This window comes from Corallococcus exercitus (assembly GCF_003611585.1).
Lineage (GTDB): Bacteria > Myxococcota > Myxococcia > Myxococcales > Myxococcaceae > Corallococcus > Corallococcus exercitus.
In genome coordinates, this window is sequence record NZ_RAVW01000184.1 from 1 (window position 1) to 17926 (window position 17926).

The window sequence follows — 17926 nt, forward strand, 5'->3', positions numbered from 1 at the left end:
GAATCCATCGCGGCTCGCTCTTCTCCCGGGCCTCCAGCGCGACCATCAGCGGCAGCGCCAGTCCCAGGAACGCGAGCTGTCCCACGGCGCCGGGCAACCGCGAACCGGGGGCGGGCAGCACCTGCGTGCGCAGGCTCGTGAGGATGAACACGCCGCCAATGGCCATGCACATCGCCAGCGCCCCCCACGTCACGACCTGCGCCGTGAGGGTGATGGAGGACAGGCGCCAGGTCGCGCCCATCTCCACCGCCGACTTCCAGGCGTGGGCCTTCCAGTCCGCCGCCGGCCCGGCCATGCCGTAGCCCACCGCGCACGCCGCCACCCACACGGCGGCGCCATGCACCTCGCGCCGCAAGAGCCACCCCTGCGTGAGGCCCAGCACCAGCCCCATCCCCACGGGCGCCATCCCAGGCGACAGCCCCAGCGCCACGGCCAGGGCGCGCGAGCCCACCAGGCCCACCGCCACCGCCGTGGACGTCATCCCCGCCCAGCCAGACACCTGGAGCCCCGCCCGGCGCAGCGCGAACGCCTGCGCGTTGCCCAGCATCGCCCCCGCGACCGCGCAGACCGCCAGCTCCGCGAGCCGGTGCACCACGCCCAGCTCCACCCCGGACAGCCGCCAGATGGCCGCCGACGCCAGCACCGTCTCCAGCAGGCGGACCCAGTCGTCCGCCTGCACCCACGGGAGGAGCAGTCCCAGCACGGTGACCAGGGACACGAGGAGGACGTGGACAAGACGAGAGCCCATGGCCCGGCAGTCTGCGCGAGTCCCGCGCTCCAAAGCCATCCACGGAGGCACCTTCCTGCCCTCCGGCCAACGGAGGTGTCGCCCGGTGGAGGTGGATGTACGGCGCGACAGGCCCCGGAGGGTTGGACTGAACACGGAGGCGCTGGAGACGCGGCCCTCCCATGACGCGGTCGAGCTGCACGGGCTCTCCACGTGGGCACCCGGGCAGCGGGGTGGAGCGCCCGTGAAGCGGCGGACACTGGGAAATGGAGCACGAGCACAAGGCGCGGCCGGCGCTAGATTGCCGCCCCTATGGCGCATCCCACCGACGAGAAGAACTTCCGCCTGCCCACCACCCTCCGTCCGCGCCGCTACCAGGCGACGGTGACCCTGGACCTGGAGGGGCGCACCTTCACGGGCGAGCAGCGCGTGGAGCTGGAGCTGTCCCAGCCCACGACGGAGATCATCCTCCACGCCAACGCGCTGGAGCTGGGCGACGTCACCTTCCGCGCGGGCAACGACGCGCGCAAGCCCGCGTCCAAGCGCGTGGCGCCGGTGAGCGAGACGGTGGTGCTCACGTTCGACGCTCCCCTGCCCGCGGGCAGCGCCACGCTGGACGTGCTGTGGACGGGGCACTTCAGCGAGGGCCTGCGCGGCCTGTACGCGGCGGGCAAGGTGGCCGCCACGCAGTTCGAGGCCGCGGACGCGCGGCGGCTGTTCCCCTGCTTCGACGAGCCGGCCTTCAAGGCCCGCTGGGCGCTCACGGTGCGCGTGCCCCAGGGGCACACGGTGCTGGGCAACGGCCGCGTGGTGAAGGACGAGGCGGACGGGGCGCTGCGCAAGGTGACGTTCCAGGAGACGGAGCTGCTCAGCTCGTACCTCATCGCGCTGGTGGTGGGTCCGCTGGTGGGCACGCCGGAGGAGCAGGCGGAGGGCATCCCGGTGCGCACGTGGTCGCTGCCGGAGAAGGCGCACCTGGCGAAGTTCGGGCAGGACGCGGCGCTCCAGGTCCTGCCCCGGCTGCAGGACTACTTCGGGCTGCCGTATGCCTTTGGCAAGGTGGACCAGGTGGGCATCCCGGACTTCGAGGCGGGCGCGATGGAGAACGCCGGCCTCATCACGTACCGGGAGGTGGCACTGCTGTTGGACCCGGCCACCGCGCCCCTGTCCGTGCAGAAGCGCGTGGCGGAGGTGGTGACGCACGAACTGGCGCACCAGTGGTTCGGCAACTGGGTGACGATGGTGTGGTGGGACGACCTCTGGCTCAACGAGGCGTTCGCGACGTGGATGGCTTTTAAAATCGTGGACCAGTGGCGGCCGGACTGGCGCATGTGGCTGGACTTCGACGCGCACCGCGCGAGCGCGCTGGCGCTGGACGCGCTCAAGTCCACGCACCCCATCCACGGTGAGGTGCGCAACGCGGGCGAGGCCGGTGAGAGCTTCGACGCCATCACCTACGAGAAGGGCGGCGCGGTGCTGCGGATGATCGAGGGGTTCCTGGGGGAGGGGCCCTTCCGCGAAGGCATCCGGCTGTACATGCGCAAGCACGCGCGCGCGAACGCGGTGAAGGAAGACCTGTGGAACGCGCTGGGTGAAGCGGCGAAGCAGCCGGTGAACGAGCTGGCCACCAAGTGGATTGGCCAGAGCGGCTTCCCGCTGGTGTCGGTGAAGCTGGAGGGGCGCAAGGTGGCGCTGTCGCAGCGGCGCTTCTACTCGGAGCCGGGGGTGAAGAGCCCGGAGACGTGGCCGGTGCCCATGGTGCTGCGCTTCGAGGACGCGGGCGGCGTGAAGGAGCAGCGCGTGCTCTTCCGCGACGCGCAGGCCACGGTGACGCTGGAGGGCACGGGGGACGTGAAGTGGCTGTGCGCCAACGGCGGCTCCACGGGCTTCTACCGGGTGGCGTACGAGAAGCCGGCGCTGGACGCGCTGGCGGCGAACCTGGGGACGCTGGCGCCGTCGGAGCGCATCTCGCTGCTCGCGGACACGTGGGCGCTGGTGCGCGCGGGACAGGCGCCGGTGGCGGACCTGCTGGACCTGGCGGCGCGCTTCGGGGACGAGGAGGACGAGGCGGTGCTGGACGAGCTCGTCGGGCGGCTCGGCTACATCGAGAACCGGCTGACGGAAGGCGAGGACCAGGAGCGCTTCCGCCGGTGGGTGGAGGGGCTGCTGGGCGGCGGCCTGAAGAAGCTGGGCTGGCAGGCGGCGCAGGGCGAGCCGGATCCGGTGAAGCTGCGCCGCGCGGCGCTGGTGCGCGCGGTGGGCGGGCTGGCGCGCAGTCCGGAGGTGCTGGCGCAGGCGCGGCCCCTGGTGGCGCGGATGCTCCAGGGGGACAAGACGGCGCTGGACGCGAACCTGCTGGACACGGCGGTGGGCATGGTGGCGCGCGCGGGCGACGCGGCGCTCTTCGAGGACCTGCTGCAGCGGCTGCCGAAGGAGCCGGACCCGGCGACGCAGCGGCGCTACCTGATGGCGCTCACGTCCTTCGAGGACGCGAAGCTGACGGAGCGGGCCCAGGGCCTGTTGTTCACGGAGGCGGTGAAGACGCAGGACGTGGCCATCTTCGCGACGGGCCTGCTGAGCAACCGCACCGGGCGCGACGCCTGGTGGCAGCAGCTGCAGAAGCGCTGGAAGGACCTGGTGACGCGCACGGGAGCGGCGCCCATGCTGCTGCGCCGGGTGGTGGAAGGCCTGGGCCTGTTGCGCACGCGCGAGCACCTGGACCAGGTGAAGGCGCTGCTCCAGGCGAACCCCATCCCGGAGGCGCAGCAGGCCACGGCGCAGACGCTGGAGCGCCTGACGCAGGACGTGGCCCTGCGCGAGCGCGTGGCCCCGGAGGTGGCCGCGTGGCTCAAGCGCCGGCCGTGATATCCGGCGTCCATGAAGACCACGCTCACGCCTGAAGCCTCCGCCGCCTCCCGTGAGGCCCTGCGCCGCGCCAACGTGGCGTTCGCCCATGCGTACCCGGGCGAGTCCTCCCGGCGCCAGCCCGTGCACACCGTGTACGGCGGCGCCCACCTCTTCCGCGCGGGCACCGCGCGGAAGATGGGGGACCTGGCGCTCGCGGCGCTGCGCGACCATGCCGCCGACGGCTCCCAGCTCGCCCATGGCCTGGGCCTGCCCCAGCGCGGCGGCTTCGCCCAGCGCGTCCATGACCGCGTCGTGGACAAGCTCCAGCGCGAGCCCGTGGAGGACTTCCGCATCGACTTCGAGGACGGTTACGGACACCGCCCCGACTCGGAGGAGGACGCCCACGCCGTCGCCGCCGCCACGGAGGTGGCCCGCGGCCTGGAGCAGGGCTCGCTCCCGCCGTTCATCGGCATCCGCGTGAAGTCCTTCACGGAAGAACTCTACGCCCGCGCCTCGCGCACCCTGGACCTCTTCGTCACCACGCTGCTGGAGCAATCCGGTGGCAGGTTGCCCCCGTCCTTCGTCGTCACCCTGCCCAAGGTCACCGTGCCCGAACAGGTGACCGCCCTGGCGAAGCTCTTGTCGGAGCTGGAGTCCGCCCACCACCTGCCCCCCGGCGCGCTCTCGCTGGAGCTGATGGTGGAGACGCCCCAGGCCCTCTTCGACGCGCGCGGCCGGCCGCACCTGCGCTCGCTCGTGGAGGCCGGTGAGGGCCGCTGCTCCCACGTGCACCTGGGCGTCTACGACTACACCGCCGCCCTGGACGTCAGCGCGCACATGCAGCACATGCTCCACCCCGCATGTGACTACCTGCGCGACACCGTGCAGGTGCTCCTCGCGGGCAGCGGCGTGCGCCTGTCCGACGGCGCCACCAACGTCATGCCCGTGGGCCCCCACCGCAAGCAGGGCGACACCGCGCTGCTCCCCACGCAATTGCGTGAGAACACCGACGCCTTGCACCGCGCGTGGCAGGTGGCGTACCGGCACACGCGCCACTCGCTGGAGCGCGGCTACTACCAGGGCTGGGACCTGCACCCCGCCCAGCTCCCCGTGCGCTACGCCGCCGTCTACGCCTTCTTCCTGGAGGGCCTGGAGCCGGCGTCCCAGCGCCTCAAGGCCTTCGTGGACAAGGCCGCCCAGGCCACACTGCTGGGCGACGTGTTCGACGACGCCGCCACCGGCCAGGGGCTGCTCAACTTCTTCCTGCGCGGCCTTGCCTGCGGCGCCCTCACGGAAGAGGAGGCCCGCGCCACCGGCCTGACGCTGGAGGAGCTGCGAAGCCGCTCCTTCCGCGCCATCGTCCAGGGCCGCGCCGACGGGTCACGCTGACGCGGGCGGCTGCCCCGGAGGCACCGCGCTCCGGGGCCCCAGCCACTCGCGCGCGACCGCCACGTCCACCGCGAGGATGCCCAGCAGGAACAGCCACGGCCCGGGCCGCGAGGACAGGCCCGTCAGCGCCCAGACGGTGATGAGGCCCGCGAGCACCGCCGGCACCACCGGGGGCAGCGCCTCCCGCGCGCGCCGCACCGACCCCAGCACGCCCAGCGCCAGGAGCCCCAGCACCACGCCCGTCGCGCCCAGCCGGCCGCGCCCCGTCCCCGCCCCCTGCGCGGAGGACGGGAACACCAGCGTGTTGAACTTCCACGTGTCGTGGTCCTGGATGTCCCAGGCGAAGTTGTCGTCGATGGTGATGTTGCGCTCGCGCTGCAGGTGCATCGTGGGCACCAGCGAGCCCGTCCACGCGGAACTCCACGGCAACAGCAGCCCCAGCGCGCACGCGGCCACGCCCGCGAACACCCACCGCTTCAGCCGCACGTCCGCGGGCCGCCGGGGGAGCGACGGCTCCGCCAGCGACGACGCCTTGAACGCCCGCCACTGCACGGAAGCCAGCACCACCGCCGCCAGCACCCACAACAGCGGCGCCACGCCCAGCCCCAGCGACAGGAACGCCTGCGTCACGGTGAGCGCGGTGAACATCGGCAGGAACGCCGGATGCGCGGCCCACTTCACCACCGGCATCAGCGCAGGGGGCAGCTTCCGGCCCGCGGCCACCCACTCGCGCGCGAACAGCATGCCGCTGCCCACCAGCATCAGCGCCGCCCACGGCAGCCCCAGCCCGCCGTCGAAGAAGGGCAGCACGGGCACCACCACCGCCGCCGCCACCAGCCCGGAGCCGAGCAGCGGCAGCGAGCCCCCGGGCAGCCGCTCGCGCAGCCTCGGGTCATCCAGCACGTCCTGCACCGCGCGGCCCGCCGAGTCCGCCGCCTTCTGGGCCTTGTCCGCCACCTCGTCCATCACCGGCGACCCGGGCGCGTTCACGTCCCCGCCACAGTGGGGACACGTCCGCGACGACAGGCCTTCAGGGAGCGGCTGACCACAGTGCGGGCAGGACATGGCGCGAAGGTCCTCCTCAGGCGAAAAAGGGCGCGAAGAGCCTACACCGCGCCCTCTGCTGCATCTTCCAGGAACGCCCAGGAAGCCCTCAGGGCTTCACACCCTTCGCATGCACGGCCGCCTCCAGGCGGGACAGGCTGCGCTGGAGCTCCGCCATCTGCGCCTTGAGCGCGTCCACCTCCGCGCTCTTCGCGTTCAGCTCCTCCGTGCGGCGCGCCAGCGCCTGGATGGCCACCATGTTCACGCCGTCGATGTCCAGCAGGCCAATGCTCTTGTCATCCGTGCCCAGGCCGAACGCCGCGCGGAAGTCCTGCGCCACCGGGCCCACGTGGCGCACGCCGTCCGCCTCCGCCTTGTAGCGCCAGCTCTCCACCGGCATCGCCGCCACCTTGGCCAGCACGGCCTCCGCGTCCACGCGGCGGAAGTCCTCCTTCGTGGTCCGGTCCGACGTGCAGCTGAACGCGCCCGAGCCCGCCGGCAGGTCACAGCCGGTGGTGAGGTTGCTGCTCGTGCGGAAGCGGAACCCACCGGACGCGCGCGCCATGAACTGGTTGCTCGCCGTGTTCGTCACCACGCTGGAGACGGTGGACTGATCCGCCCAGATGAAGGACCCCGTGAAACCGCCGGAGCCCGCGCGCTGCCCCAGCGCCAGCGAGTAGTCCGCGTCCGCGCTGGTGCGGTACCCCAGCGCCACCGCCCCTTGCCCCGAGGCCACGTTGGTGTAGCCCGCCGCCACGGAGGCGAAGCCGCTCGCGGTGGTGGAGGCGCCGACGGCGAAGGACGCCGTCCCGGTGGCCTTGTTGGCGGAGCCCATGCACACCGCGACCGTGCCGGTGGCCGTGCACTGGTCGCCGAACGCGACGGAGCCATACGCGCTGGCCAGCGTCTTGTTGCCGCCCGCGAAGGACACGAAGCCGATGTTGGCCTCGTCCCACTCGGTGTCGGCGTGGCCCACGCGGAAGGCCGCCTTGAACGGGTGCCACATCATCCGGTCCCCGGCGCCCGTCATGGGGATGAGGCCGAAGCCCTGCTCACCCCGCGCGAGCAGCCCGCCCGCGGAGTCCACCGTGAAGACCCGGTAGTTGCCCCAGGTGGGCTCGTTGGTTCCGGACACGGTGTTCCGCACGCGCAGCAGCGGCACCGTCTCCTTCGCGGACGCCGCCGCGTCCAGGAACACCTCCGCGTTCGCCGTCAGCCGGCCGCGCACCTGCCCTGTGCCCGCCACCGCGAACGACGCGTCCTGCGGCTCCGTCCCGTTGCGGATGCCCTGCCCCGCGGCCGCGAGGCGCGGATCATTCCCCTCCACCGCAGTGCCCGGCCCGTCGCCGTAGACGACGCGCACGGCGTCACCCTCCAGCGTCAGCCCCGTGCCAATCTCCCGCTGCTGCGCGGGCGCCGGGTCCGAACCACAGGCGCTGGCCAGCAGCCCCACGACACAGCCCAACGCGACCCCAGCTCCTCGGACAGACGACATGCGGTGCTCTCCCGGTGAAGGGCGCCCACACTGGCAAAGCACCGGGTCCAAGACAACCCAGGACCTCCCCGCGAGTCAGGCCGTCCAGGAGAACCGCACCTACCAGAGCATGTCCTGGTCCTCGGTGACGCCGGGGACGTTGGACAGATTCAGCTCCTGGCCGCCCACGCGCAGGGTGCCCTCGAAGAAGCCCACGGGCTGGGCGAAGTGGCTCACCACGAGGCGCAGGTTGCGCTCCTCGCGGTGCACGTAGATGGGCTTGAAGCGCAGGTCCACCGCGCCGTCCGCCGTCGTCAGGCGCCACGGGTCCAGCAGCTCCTTCGCGTCGTACTCGAAGCGCGCGCGGCCCACGGGGTAGAGCCGGTCGCCCAGCCAGACGGCGTTCTCGTTGGCCTCGGTGGCGCCCTCGTTGAAGCCCTCCACCAGGTTGAGCCCCACGGGCGTGCCGTCCGGCAGCCGCCCGGCCGCGAAGGCCCAGCGCCAGGCGGTGTGCCGCGCCAGGTAGCCCTGCGTGTAGTCCATGCCGCCCACGCCGCCGTCCAGCCGGAAGCGCCGGCCGCCCGCCTCCAGGCTGCCGAAGGCCAGCAGGCCGCTGCGCTTCTGGGTGACGTTGACCAGCCCGTCGCCCTCCACGGGCGCGATGACGGTGAGGGCCGGCGGGCCGCCCGCCACCAGCAGCTCGCCGTTCCACTGGAACGACTGGAGCGACTGCGTGCGCATGCGGCTGACGTCCACCTCCACCTGGTAGCGCTCGTCGGACTCACCGCGCTTCACGGACATGCGGCCACCCAGCGTGCGGAAGGCCGCCACCAGCCCCGCGCCCGGCTTGTCGCTCACCTCCGCCAGCGGCCCGGGCACGCCCAGGAAGCTCACGTCGCACAGGGGCTTCTTCTCCTGGAGGTCCACCGCCACCGCGAAGGCGTTGGCCGTGTAGCCCAGGTCCACCACCGCGAAGAGGGCCGCCACCTCCTGCGTGGCGACGAAGGTGTAGTGCCAGCGCTTGCGCTTGAGCAGCCGTGTGGTGCGCCCCGGGGCCCACTTCCCCAACAGCCGGGGCAGGTCCACTTCCGGCAGCTCTCCCTGGTACGTCCCGAACCGGGGCTCCCCTTCCGTGGAGGCCACCGAGGCCGGGGCGAAGGGCAGCAGGGCTTCTCGTTCACGCTCGAGCGTCATCGTGAAACATTGGACGGCACTTCGCCGTCCCTGTCACGCGAACACGTGGCCCAAGCGGCGCCCCGAAAACACTCGGGGCCAGGAGCCCGGCCGGAGCGAGCCTGCCCGCTAGCTCCTGCCGAAGATGATGCGCTCCTGGGTCAACAGACGCGTGGTGAAGCGCAGCGCCACCGCCGACACCACCACGCAGGACACGAGCGCGAGCAGGAAGGGCACGGGCCCCAGCGACTCGCCGCGCATCACCTCGCCCGCGAGCAGCTCCTGCCCCAGCACCGGCACCGCGAACATCCACGTCTGCGTCTGGATGGGGGACAGGGCCAGCATCATCCCGGGCAGCGTGGGCAGCACCATCAGGAGCGACAGGTACGTCTGCGCCTCCTTGAACGACCGTGCATAGGTGGACACCCACATCTGCACGGCGGACGCGGCCAGCACCAGCGGCAGCACCGCGGCCAGCATGCCCAGCGCGGCCGGCGCGTCGAAGCGGGCGCGCACGCCCAGGTCCTCCAGCGGCACGCGCTTCACCACCAGGAAGTAACCCACCAGACACAACAGCACGCCCGTGCCCGCCATGGCGCAGGTGGCCAGCCACTTGCCCGCCACCAGCGCGCCGCGCGGGGCGGGGTTGAGCAAGAGGGGCTCCAGCGAGCCGCGCTCGCGCTCGCCGGCCATGGTGTCGCTGGCCAGCTGCATGCCGCCCGCGAACGCCGCCATCACCAGGAACAGCGGGATGGTGGTGAGCACCGTGGCCGCGGTGCGCTCGGGCGTGGACAAATCCAATTCGTCCACGCGCACGGGCACCGCCAACTCCGGGGACACGCCGCGCGCGAACAGGCGCTGGCTGCCGGTCTGCTGCGAGTACGCGCCCAGCATCCGCTGCGCGCGCTGCACGGACTGGCGGGCCTTGTTGCGCGAGCTGTCCACCACCAGCCGCACCGCGGCGGTGTGCCCGTCCGCGAACTCCTTCGCGTAGTCCTCCGGCACCACCAGCACCAGGTCCAGCTTCCCGGCCTGCACCAGCGCCTCGTAGTCCTTCGGGGCCTCCGACAGCTTCGCGCCGTAGCGCTCCAGGAAGGCCATCAGGCTGGGCGCGTGCTCGCGGCCCACCACGGGCATCTCCAGCGGCCGGTCCTGCCGGTACCAGGAGGCCATCACGTTGAACATCACCAGGAACACCAGCGGCCCCAACAGCGGCCACATCACCGCGGAGCCCAGCGTGCGCCTGTCGCGCAGGTGGTCGCGCACCTCCTTGCGCAGCACCGTCCCGACCTGGCCCCTCATTCGCGCAACCCCTGCTCGCTGCCAATCACGCTCACGAAGGCTTCCTCCAGGCTGTCCTTGCCGGTGCTCGCGCGCAGCGCGTCCGCCGTCCCGTCCGCCACCACCCGCCCGCGCGCCACCACCACGATGCGGTCACACAGCGCGGCCACCTCCTGCATCACGTGACTGGAGAACACCACGCAGCAGCCTTGCGCCTTGAGCTTGCGCAACAGCGTGCGCACGGAGCGCGTGGCCATCACGTCCAGGCCGTTGGTGGGCTCGTCCAGCAGCACGTTGCGCGGCCCGTGCACCAGCGCGCGCGCCAGCGCCACCTTCACGCGCTCGCCCTGGCTGAAGCCCTCCGTGCGCCGGTCCGCGATGTCCTTCATGTCCAGCAGCTCCACCAGCTCCTCCACGCGCGCATCCAATGCGGCGCCGGACAGCCCGTGCAGCTCGCCGAAGTACCGCGCGTGCTCGCGCGCGGTGAGGCGCGGGTAGAGGCCGCGCGCGTCGGGCAGCACGCCCAGGGCCCTCCGGGCCACCTCCGGCTTCTGGGCCACGTCCACGCCGTCCACGGTGGCGGTGCCGCCGTCCGGGCGCACCAGCGTGTAGAGCATGCGCAGCGTCGTCGTCTTCCCCGCGCCGTTGGGGCCCAGGAGGCCCGTGATGACTCCGTCCTCCGCGGTGAAGGACACGTCGTGCACGGCCGTCACGGAGCCGAAGCGCTTGTGCAGGTTCCTGGCTTCAATCATGGGCGCTTGAAGTCCTACGGCACGGGGCCAGCGAAGGAGGTGAAGAAGGGCGGCCGTTTGAGGCCCGCGCCGCAGTCGGGCTTCAGGCCCTCCACGCTGCCGCGCGTGAGCACCTCCGCCATCAGCGAGCGCGCGCAGTCCGCGCCCACCGTGTTGTGCCCCAGCCCCGGCACCACCACGTGCAGGCTGTGCGTCAGCGTCCGCTTCGCCTCTTCACCCCAGGGCGGCGGCGTCACGGGGTCCAGCTCGCCGGACAACAGCAGCGTGGGGATGTCCGACTTCACCGGCTCGCGGAAGCTCTTGGGGACATTGGCTTGCGGCCACTTCGCGCACGCGCGCTTCACGTCCAGCGCCATGCGCGGGCCGAACCAGGTGCCCTTCGCCTCGCGCTCGGCGTCCTCCTCCGTGAAGAAGGGCGCGTCCTCCGCGCACACCACCGCCATGAACATCCCCCGGCTGGTGGTGCGGGCCACTTCATCCGTGAGCCCCAGGGACAGCGCGACGAAGGACGTCCAGTCATCCTTCGTGGCGCGGTCCAGCATCAGCGGCACCAGCGACGCGACGTCCGGGCTGTAGAGCAGGGAGAACAGCTCCGACAGGAAGACGCGCCGGGTGAGCGTGAAGTCCTCCGGCACGCCCGTGCGCGGGTGCGCCAGGTGCACCTTCGCGGGCGCGGCCTCCAGCTTCGCGAACAGCGCTTCCGTGCGGGCCCGCAGGTCCGGGTACGCCTTCGCGCAGACGCTGTCCTTCGCGCACGCGTCCAGCAGCAGGTCCAGGGCGCGCTGGCCGTCGCGCGCGGCGTACAGCGGCAGGTACTGCCCCATGGGGGCCACGCCATCCAGGATGGCGGTGCGCACGCGGTCCGGGTGCTGGCGCATGTACACCAGCGCCGCGCGCGTCCCGTAGGAGATGCCCCACAGGTTCACCTGCCGGTAGCCCAGCGCCGCGCGCACGTCGTCCAGGTCGTCCATCGCGATGGACGTGGTGTAGAGCCGCTCGTCCGCGTCCCAGCCCTTCCTGCACTGGGGAATCACGTCCGCGTCCTCGCGGTCCTCGAAGCGCTCCGCCAGCGACGTGCGCGACGGGCTCAACGCGTCGCAGTCCAGCGGGTGTGAATCCCCCGTGCCGCGCTGGTCCACGAAGACGATGTCACGCTGGCGCCGGATGCGCTCCAGCGCCGGCAGGATGCGCGTGCGCGAGGCCGCCTGCCCGGGGCCGCCCGCCAGGAAGAACAGCGGATCCTCCTTCGGCTGCGACGCGAGCGCGGGCACCACCACCACGCGCAGGGACAGCTTGCGCCCCTTCGCCGCGGCCCGGTCCTCGAAGACCTCCAGCGTGCCGCACAGCGTCTGCGCGGCCACCCCGTCCAGCCGGCAGGGCTTCAGGTCCATCCGCCGCGCGATCGCGGGCTCCGAAGCGTTGGTCCCGGACCCGGCCTGGGAGCAGCCCGTGAGTGACAGCGCCGCCAGCACCGCCAGCGCGAAGGGGTGAGACAAGATACCACCTGTCACGAGGGGCCAACCTCCGGCACGGGGGAGTCCTCCTGGCGCATACCATTGGCGTGTCGAAGGTGCACCCGTCGAGGCCCCGACACGCGCGGCGATTGAATCCGCGCGAACGCGGGGCGTCCTCTGCTACGCCCATGCCCATGAAGAAACGCGCGTTCCTGGTCCTCTTCGCCCTCTCCCTCACCACGCTCGCTGGCTGCGCCACGCTGCAGAGCCTGCTCAACGGCGCCTTCAAGAAGCCCACGCTGAAGTTCAAGACGGCCCGGCTGGCGAACGCCTCCCTGTCCGACGCCACGGTGGACCTGGTGTACGAGCTGGACAACCCCAACGCCCTGGGCCTGAAGCTGGCGTCGGTGGACTACGCCTTCTTCGTGGAGGGCAAGCAGCTGGTGGCCGGCACGCCCAAGAGCGGCGTGAACCTCAAGGCCAACGGCAAGAGCCAGCTGGTCTTCCCCGCCAACGTGAAGTTCGCGGACATCGCGCCGGTGGTGACCACGTTCCTCAACAAGGACGCGGCGGCCTTCAAGGCGCAGGGCTCGCTGGGCATCCAGACGCCGCTGGGCGTGCTGAAGTTCCCCCTGGAGAAGGAGGGCACGTTCCCCGTCCCCAAGATTCCCCAGGTGCAGTTCCAGTCGCCGCGCATCACGAACATCACCCTCAGCGGGGCCACGGTGGAGTTCCCCCTGGCCATCACCAACCGCAACGCCTTCCCCCTGCCGGTGGCGGGCATCACCGGGGCGCTCAAGGTGGCGGGCGCCAACGTGGGCAACCTGTCCACGGGCAACCTGGGCATGCTGGACGGCAGCGGGACGAAGCAGGTGACGCTGCCGCTCACCATCAACTTCGCGAGCGCCGCTTCCGCGGCCATGGCCCTGCGCTCGGGCGGCAACGCGCAGGTGAGCCTGACGGGCAACCTGACGTCGGACGCGCAGTCCGTGCCCCTGAACCTGAGCCAGCTCCTGAATTTCACGAAGTAAAGGGAGGGCATGCAGGGGAGCAGGCGGTGCTCGGGACACCGGGATGTTGTTCCCGGACAGGGGAGCCGTTACGGTTGCGCCGCTTCCCGAGGGCCCCCCATGCGCCGCATCCTCTTCAAGTCCAAGATCCACCGCGCGACGGTGACCCAGGCCGACCTCGACTACGAGGGTTCGGTGACCATCGACAAAGACCTGCTCAAGGCGGCGGACATCCTCCCCTTCGAGAAGGTCGCGGTGTGGAACGTCACGCGCGGCACCCGCCTGGAGACGTACGCCCTGGAGGGCGAGTCCGGCAGCGGCGTCATCTGCATCAACGGCGCCGCCGCGCACCTGAACCAGCCGGGCGACCTGGTCATCCTGGCCACCTTCGCGGAGGTCGAGGAGGCGGAGGTCGCCAACTGGAAGCCCACGGTCGTCTTCGTGGACGGCAAGAACCGGGCGGTTCCTGGCGTCACCGAGGAAATCCCCGGGCCCGCGCGCCGTATCGCGTAGGGACGCGGGCGGCACCTTTTGCCGCCCCCTGCCCTGTCTGCCATGCTTCCCGCCCTTTCCTTGCAGGCGCGGGGGCGCGCAGACGCGTCCCGGAGGCGATGACGCGATGAGGTGGACGTGGGCGGGCCTGGTGGCCCTGGTGACGGTGGCGGGCTGCAAGCAGGTGGGCCCGTATCAGCGCGACCCCAACGAGGAGGACGCGCTCACTTCCAACGTCCCGGTCATCCGCGCGCCCACGCAGGACCGCTGCGCGGCGCTGGGGAAGTCCTCCGTGCGCGGCGGCTGTGACGACGCCCTCTACCTGGCCCAGGAGTACGCCCGGCGCCTGTCGGTGGGGGACGAGGTGTGCCTGGAGGGCGGCTTCGGCGAGGAGCCCGGCGCGGCGTGCAAGGCGCGCGCGGCGGTCATCGACACGGGGCCCAACCGGGTGAAGCTGGAGGTGCGCTCGGCGCGTCCGGACTCGCGGTGGTTCAAGTCGGAGATGCGACACGCCTGGTACGAAGAGGGCGCGCTCGTGGACCTGTACCTGGCTGAACGGGGTTACTAGAGACGACCGGCCGCGCGCATCGCGGCCCAAAGGAGGAGGACATGGCCTTCTACGACGGCGTGACGGAGCGGCTGGGCTTCATGAAGAAGCTGACCCCCGCGGAGCTGAAGAAGCTGGGGGCGCTGCGGCTGTCGGACCTCATCCAGGGGGAGATTGGCCGGGCGCGCGTGCGCGTGGCGGCGCTGGAGAAGCGCTACCCGTCCGCGACGACCAAGGAGCTGGCGCAGCGGCTGGTGGATGAGAAGAAGAGCCTCGCGAGCATGGTGGGCGGCGTGAGCGGCGTGTTCGGGCTCATCTCGCTGCCGGCGGACCTGACGTTCATGGCGTACCTGCAGATCGTCCTGCTCACGGACGTGGCCACGCTCTACAAGGCCAACCTCAAGACGGAGCGCGCGCGCGGAGAGCTGCTGGACCTGTTCGGCTACGCCAACGGACTGGGGCCGCTGCACCGCTCCGGACCGAAGGTGCTGGGGAAGCTGGCGGCGCTGCTGCTCACGAAGGGCGGCATGTCGACGCTGGGCCGCGCGATGCCGCTCGTCGCCGCGCCCATCACGGCGTACCTCAACAACCAGCACATCCAGATGGTGGGTGAGCAGGCCGTGCGCTTCTACGAAGGCTTCGACAAGGCGCACGCCAAGGCGAGGACCGCGAAGCGCAAGGCGGCGAGCGGGGAGTGACGGTCGGGCATCGCCCCGGCGTGTCAGGCGTGCGTTCGCGAGGCCTGGCACGCCGCCGAGAACCCACGGCACGGCGGGTGGGGCTGTCCTGGCGGCCCGTCAATCACGGACATCCATGGCCATCCCCCACTCGCCACTCAGCGCGGCCCGTCCCCGCTCCGTGAGCCGGACCGCGCGCGTGCCGCGCAACCGCGTGAGCCAACCGCGGTCGAAGAATTGGCCGGTCAGCGCCGCGCCCAGCGCGCCCGCGAGGTGAGGACGGCGCTCACTCCAGTCCAGGCAGGCGCGCGTGAGGGGCCGGCGGCCGGAGCGCAGTCCCTCCACGGAGATGCCGAAGTCGCGCAACCACCCGTCCCCGGCCCGCGTCACCTGGAATGCGTCCCCCTGGCGCTGGAGAAACGCGCGCTCCAGGAGGAAGTCCGTCACGCGGATCCCAAGCCGGCCCGCGAGGTGGTCATAGCAGGTCCGCGCCTCGCGAAGCGCCGTGGCCCCGCGCCCGTCCGTCACGAGGTGGGCGGGGGTCCGTGGTGCCAGCACCGCGAGGGCCTCCAGCAACGTGACGACCTCCGGCCCCGCGAGTTGGAACAGCCGCTGACGGCCCTGCGTGCGGAACGTCAGGAGGCGCGCTTCCACCAGCCGCGCCAGATGGCTGCTCGCGGTTTGCGCGGACACGCCCGCGCGCCGTGCCAGCTCCCACGCCGCGAGCGGAGGGCCCTCCAGCAACGCCACCAGCATGGCGGCCCGCGACGGCTCGCCCACCGCCGTCGCGACCGATGCGATGTCCGGATCCGTCAACACACCGGGCTGGCGCCCGAAGGCGTCCCCGCGCGAGCGAAGAGGTGTGGGTAGCGCAACCGGGGGGCCGCGATGAGCCGGTCGCGTGACACAGGGCCCCCGAAGCGGATCCGGTCCCACGGCGCGAACTCGCGCTCCAGGGCGTCCAGTGCCTCCACGTCAGCGCGCAACCGCGCGCACCAGGCCTCTTCTTCCGGAGAGGGAGCGGCGAGGGCCTCTGTCAGTCGGCGGACCAGCCACTCCTTGCAGAAGATGTGCTCCGGAGTGACGACGCGCAGGCACGCGCCGTAATGCCCCTTCAGGTACCCACGCCACTCGGCGTCGAGCCGTTCCTGGGTGAGGGACGTCCCGAAGCGGGCCGCCATGCGCAGCAGGCGCTCATCGAAGTGGGCGCGCACCGAGTCCGGGCTCCCGGCCGCGTCCAGGAGGCCCAACAGGTCGCGCGGGTACATGCCCGTGCCATCGGCGAGCGTGTACGTGGGTTGGGGCAGGTGCCCGGAGTCGATGAGGGCCAGGAGCGCGTCCGGGGCCTCCGGCCGGCCCGCTGCCACCGTGTCGAGCGGGACGAAGTGTTCGGTGATGTAACGCACGTCCGCTGGGGTCAGCGTCCCGGTGCCCGAGGTGTTTGGGTCCATGGGCCCGTGGTAGCACGCGGATGATTCGGTCCGCATCGAAGTGTCACCGCGAGGAGGAGCCCGGGAAGACCCATGGGCTTCTGGAGACATGCCTCCCCTCGCACCGCGGGCGGTGAGAGTCCGGAAAAATCCCGGTCAGAAACCGAAGCGATATGTCCGTCACGTATTTCCGTTGTGTCCTTCGCGGGACCTTGGAGCCCGCGGGATGCCGGGAGCGATGCCCGCGGGGCCGGATGCGGGAGCGTGTCCACGGCACGGAGGGGTGCATGACGGAACTCTCGGTGGATGTGCGCGTGCAGGTGGCGCGGTGGCGGAACCTCCTCGTGGACGCGGCCCGCTGCGGCTCGCTGGCGAGCCCCCTGGCCGCCCTGTCCCATCCCCACTGGGAGCCGATGGAATTGCAGGCCCTCTGGTGGCTGCGCGCGGAGAGCCTGCTGCCCGTGGGCGTGCTGGCCATGCGCCTGGGAGGACTCGCCATGCCGCGCCTGAGCCGGCTGGTGGATCGCCTGGAAGCGGGCGGCCTCGTGCGCCGCGAGCGCTCCGTGCGGAATGACCGGCGGCGCGTGCGCGTGCGCCTCACCGAAGCGGGCCATGCGCTGACGGACGAGCTCAACGCGCAGGTGCAGGAGCGCATGGCGAAGCTGCTGTCCCCGCTCCAGGGCGAGACGCGCAGCGCGCTGATGGACATCCTGGAGCTGTGGGTGCAGGCCCTCACCGTCCAGGCGCGCACCGCCGAGGAAGTGGCCGAGGAGAACGCCGAGCTGGCCAGCGTCCCCGACGAGCTTCTAAGGGCTTCGGCCGCCTGACGAACCCTACAGCCGCACCTCGACGACGCCCGAGCGGCGGCACGCCTCCGCTCCGTCACCCTCCCAATCGATGGCATCCCCGCCGTGCACCTGCAGGGGGAGCGCGCTGGAGGTCACAGGCCCCATCCGCCACCGGCCCGTGGTGTCCGTGTCCCCGCGCACAGGTGGCAACGAGGGATTCCCTCCGCCCGCGATCACCATCGCGCCCGCCACCGGCCGTCCCTCGCGGGTGACCCGCACCTCGCACGAGGCCAGGGCCGCGTCCTCCGGCGACAAGCGCGCCTCCACGTCCGCGAAGTCCTCGCCCGCCCGCGCGGTGCTGCTCGGGCGTGATGCGTAGGGCGACGACGCCACCTGGATCCGGTACGTGCCGGGCTCCAGCAGGGACACCGCGAGATTGTCTCCCTCCGGGCGGAACTCCCGCGTGGGCACGACGCTCCAGTCGCCTCGCGCATCGCGACGCTCCAGCAGGTACACCGGATAGGGCGGCTCCGAGTGCTCTCGCAGCTGCGCCCGTGTGAAGCCATCCATCCGGAGCACCAGCCAGCGATACACCGGCATGCGCCACACGACGTCCACGGTGCCGCGCGACTCCGCGGTCGGCGTGAAGACGAAGTCCCACCACGACGGCCCCTCGGGCCGTCCCGTCTCCTCCGCCACCTCCCGCCGCACCGTGAAGCGGGTCTCCGTCCACGCCGGCACATCCGGAATCGTGAAGCGGCCGTCCGGCGAGAGGGGCCGCTCCTCACCATCCCCCTGCCGGTACACCGCCGTTCCCAGGGGTCGCGTCCCGTCCCCCAGC

At 71.9% G+C, this 17926-nt stretch carries 16 protein-coding genes and 1 pseudogene; 7 read left to right on the forward strand and 10 right to left on the reverse strand.

Annotation, left to right across the window (positions count from 1 at the left end; translation table 11 throughout):
* Window positions 1-748, reverse strand: a 748-nt coding sequence (locus D7W79_RS22210) for a hypothetical protein (protein WP_208729802.1), incomplete at its 3' end; no start/stop codon positions are given.
* 291 nt (window positions 749-1039) lie between these two features.
* Between D7W79_RS22210 and D7W79_RS22215 the strand changes: the two genes are divergently transcribed.
* The gene (locus D7W79_RS22215) at window positions 1040-3592 is read left to right on the forward strand and encodes a M1 family metallopeptidase (protein WP_120527391.1); all 2553 of its coding nucleotides are present in this window, start codon (window positions 1040-1042) and stop codon (window positions 3590-3592) included.
* A gap of 12 nt (window positions 3593-3604) precedes the next feature.
* Window positions 3605-4963, forward strand: coding sequence for a DUF6986 family protein (locus D7W79_RS22220; RefSeq protein ID WP_120527392.1), 1359 nt, complete (start codon window positions 3605-3607; stop codon window positions 4961-4963).
* Here D7W79_RS22220 and D7W79_RS22225 read toward each other — a convergent pair.
* From D7W79_RS22225 to D7W79_RS22250, 6 genes are all read right to left on the reverse strand, one after another.
* Window positions 4955-6028 (reverse strand): zinc ribbon domain-containing protein, encoded by a 1074-nt coding sequence (locus D7W79_RS22225; RefSeq protein WP_147442008.1) that lies wholly within the window; start codon window positions 6026-6028, stop codon window positions 4955-4957. The genes D7W79_RS22220 and D7W79_RS22225 overlap by 9 nt on opposite strands.
* An 88-nt stretch (window positions 6029-6116) precedes the next feature.
* Window positions 6117-7502, reverse strand: a complete 1386-nt coding sequence (locus D7W79_RS22230; protein ID WP_120527394.1) for a tail fiber domain-containing protein — start codon at window positions 7500-7502, stop codon at window positions 6117-6119.
* Window positions 7503-7601: 99 nt separating this feature from the next.
* A complete protein-coding gene (locus D7W79_RS22235) occupies window positions 7602-8675 on the reverse strand; it encodes a DUF2804 domain-containing protein (protein WP_120527395.1) in 1074 nt (357 codons plus the stop codon).
* 108 nt (window positions 8676-8783) lie between these two features.
* Window positions 8784-9956 carry an ABC transporter permease gene (locus D7W79_RS22240; protein ID WP_120527396.1) on the reverse strand — a complete coding sequence of 391 codons (1173 nt, stop codon included), beginning with the start codon at window positions 9954-9956 and terminating at the stop codon, window positions 8784-8786.
* The gene (locus tag D7W79_RS22245) at window positions 9953-10687 is read right to left on the reverse strand and encodes an ABC transporter ATP-binding protein (RefSeq protein ID WP_120527397.1); all 735 of its coding nucleotides are present in this window, start codon (window positions 10685-10687) and stop codon (window positions 9953-9955) included. Before D7W79_RS22245 ends, D7W79_RS22240 begins: the two co-directional genes overlap by 4 nt.
* A 14-nt stretch (window positions 10688-10701) precedes the next feature.
* Complete coding sequence (locus D7W79_RS22250) at window positions 10702-12198, reverse strand: alpha/beta hydrolase (protein ID WP_120527398.1); 1497 nt, start codon at window positions 12196-12198, stop codon at window positions 10702-10704.
* 131 nt (window positions 12199-12329) lie between these two features.
* Here D7W79_RS22250 and D7W79_RS22255 point away from each other — a divergent pair, with 131 nt between their 5' ends.
* From D7W79_RS22255 to D7W79_RS22270, 4 genes are all read left to right on the forward strand, one after another.
* The gene (locus tag D7W79_RS22255) at window positions 12330-13172 is read left to right on the forward strand and encodes an LEA/WHy family protein (protein WP_120527399.1); all 843 of its coding nucleotides are present in this window, start codon (window positions 12330-12332) and stop codon (window positions 13170-13172) included.
* Window positions 13173-13271: 99 nt separating this feature from the next.
* The gene (gene panD, locus D7W79_RS22260; protein WP_120527400.1) at window positions 13272-13664 is read left to right on the forward strand and encodes an aspartate 1-decarboxylase; all 393 of its coding nucleotides are present in this window, start codon (window positions 13272-13274) and stop codon (window positions 13662-13664) included.
* 106 nt (window positions 13665-13770) lie between these two features.
* Window positions 13771-14211 (forward strand): hypothetical protein, encoded by a 441-nt coding sequence (locus D7W79_RS22265; RefSeq protein ID WP_120527401.1) that lies wholly within the window; start codon window positions 13771-13773, stop codon window positions 14209-14211.
* Window positions 14212-14252: 41 nt separating this feature from the next.
* Window positions 14253-14888, forward strand: coding sequence for an EcsC family protein (locus tag D7W79_RS22270; protein ID WP_120527402.1), 636 nt, complete (start codon window positions 14253-14255; stop codon window positions 14886-14888).
* A 99-nt stretch (window positions 14889-14987) separates the two neighbouring features.
* Here D7W79_RS22270 and D7W79_RS22275 read toward each other — a convergent pair whose 3' ends face one another.
* Both D7W79_RS22275 and D7W79_RS22280 read right to left on the reverse strand, forming a co-directional pair.
* Window positions 14988-15683 carry an ArsR/SmtB family transcription factor gene (locus D7W79_RS22275; protein WP_208729803.1) on the reverse strand — a complete coding sequence of 232 codons (696 nt, stop codon included), beginning with the start codon at window positions 15681-15683 and terminating at the stop codon, window positions 14988-14990.
* Window positions 15680-16318 (reverse strand): DUF6058 family natural product biosynthesis protein, encoded by a 639-nt coding sequence (locus D7W79_RS22280; protein WP_120527404.1) that lies wholly within the window; start codon window positions 16316-16318, stop codon window positions 15680-15682. Before D7W79_RS22280 ends, D7W79_RS22275 begins: the two co-directional genes overlap by 4 nt.
* A gap of 266 nt (window positions 16319-16584) precedes the next feature.
* Here D7W79_RS22280 and D7W79_RS22285 point away from each other — a divergent pair, with 266 nt between their 5' ends.
* Window positions 16585-17124, forward strand: a complete 540-nt coding sequence (locus tag D7W79_RS22285; protein WP_120527405.1) for a MarR family transcriptional regulator — start codon at window positions 16585-16587, stop codon at window positions 17122-17124.
* A gap of 6 nt (window positions 17125-17130) precedes the next feature.
* On the opposite strand, the pseudogene D7W79_RS43745 reads toward D7W79_RS22285, so the two are convergent.
* Window positions 17131-17926: pseudogene (locus D7W79_RS43745) on the reverse strand (carboxypeptidase regulatory-like domain-containing protein); the annotation flags it as partial.

Coding starts and splice junctions, on each gene's coding strand:
- D7W79_RS22215 (WP_120527391.1), top strand. CDS start 1,040: ATGGCGCATCCCACCGACGAGAAGAACTTCCGCCTGCCCACCACCCTC.
- D7W79_RS22220 (WP_120527392.1), top strand. CDS start 3,605: ATGAAGACCACGCTCACGCCTGAAGCCTCCGCCGCCTCCCGTGAGGCC.
- D7W79_RS22225 (WP_147442008.1), bottom strand. CDS start 6,028: ATGTCCTGCCCGCACTGTGGTCAGCCGCTCCCTGAAGGCCTGTCGTCG.
- D7W79_RS22230 (WP_120527394.1), bottom strand. CDS start 7,502: ATGTCGTCTGTCCGAGGAGCTGGGGTCGCGTTGGGCTGTGTCGTGGGG.
- D7W79_RS22235 (WP_120527395.1), bottom strand. CDS start 8,675: ATGACGCTCGAGCGTGAACGAGAAGCCCTGCTGCCCTTCGCCCCGGCC.
- D7W79_RS22240 (WP_120527396.1), bottom strand. CDS start 9,956: ATGAGGGGCCAGGTCGGGACGGTGCTGCGCAAGGAGGTGCGCGACCAC.
- D7W79_RS22245 (WP_120527397.1), bottom strand. CDS start 10,687: ATGATTGAAGCCAGGAACCTGCACAAGCGCTTCGGCTCCGTGACGGCC.
- D7W79_RS22255 (WP_120527399.1), top strand. CDS start 12,330: ATGCCCATGAAGAAACGCGCGTTCCTGGTCCTCTTCGCCCTCTCCCTC.
- panD (WP_120527400.1), top strand. CDS start 13,272: ATGCGCCGCATCCTCTTCAAGTCCAAGATCCACCGCGCGACGGTGACC.
- D7W79_RS22265 (WP_120527401.1), top strand. CDS start 13,771: ATGAGGTGGACGTGGGCGGGCCTGGTGGCCCTGGTGACGGTGGCGGGC.
- D7W79_RS22270 (WP_120527402.1), top strand. CDS start 14,253: ATGGCCTTCTACGACGGCGTGACGGAGCGGCTGGGCTTCATGAAGAAG.
- D7W79_RS22280 (WP_120527404.1), bottom strand. CDS start 16,318: ATGGACCCAAACACCTCGGGCACCGGGACGCTGACCCCAGCGGACGTG.
- D7W79_RS22285 (WP_120527405.1), top strand. CDS start 16,585: ATGACGGAACTCTCGGTGGATGTGCGCGTGCAGGTGGCGCGGTGGCGG.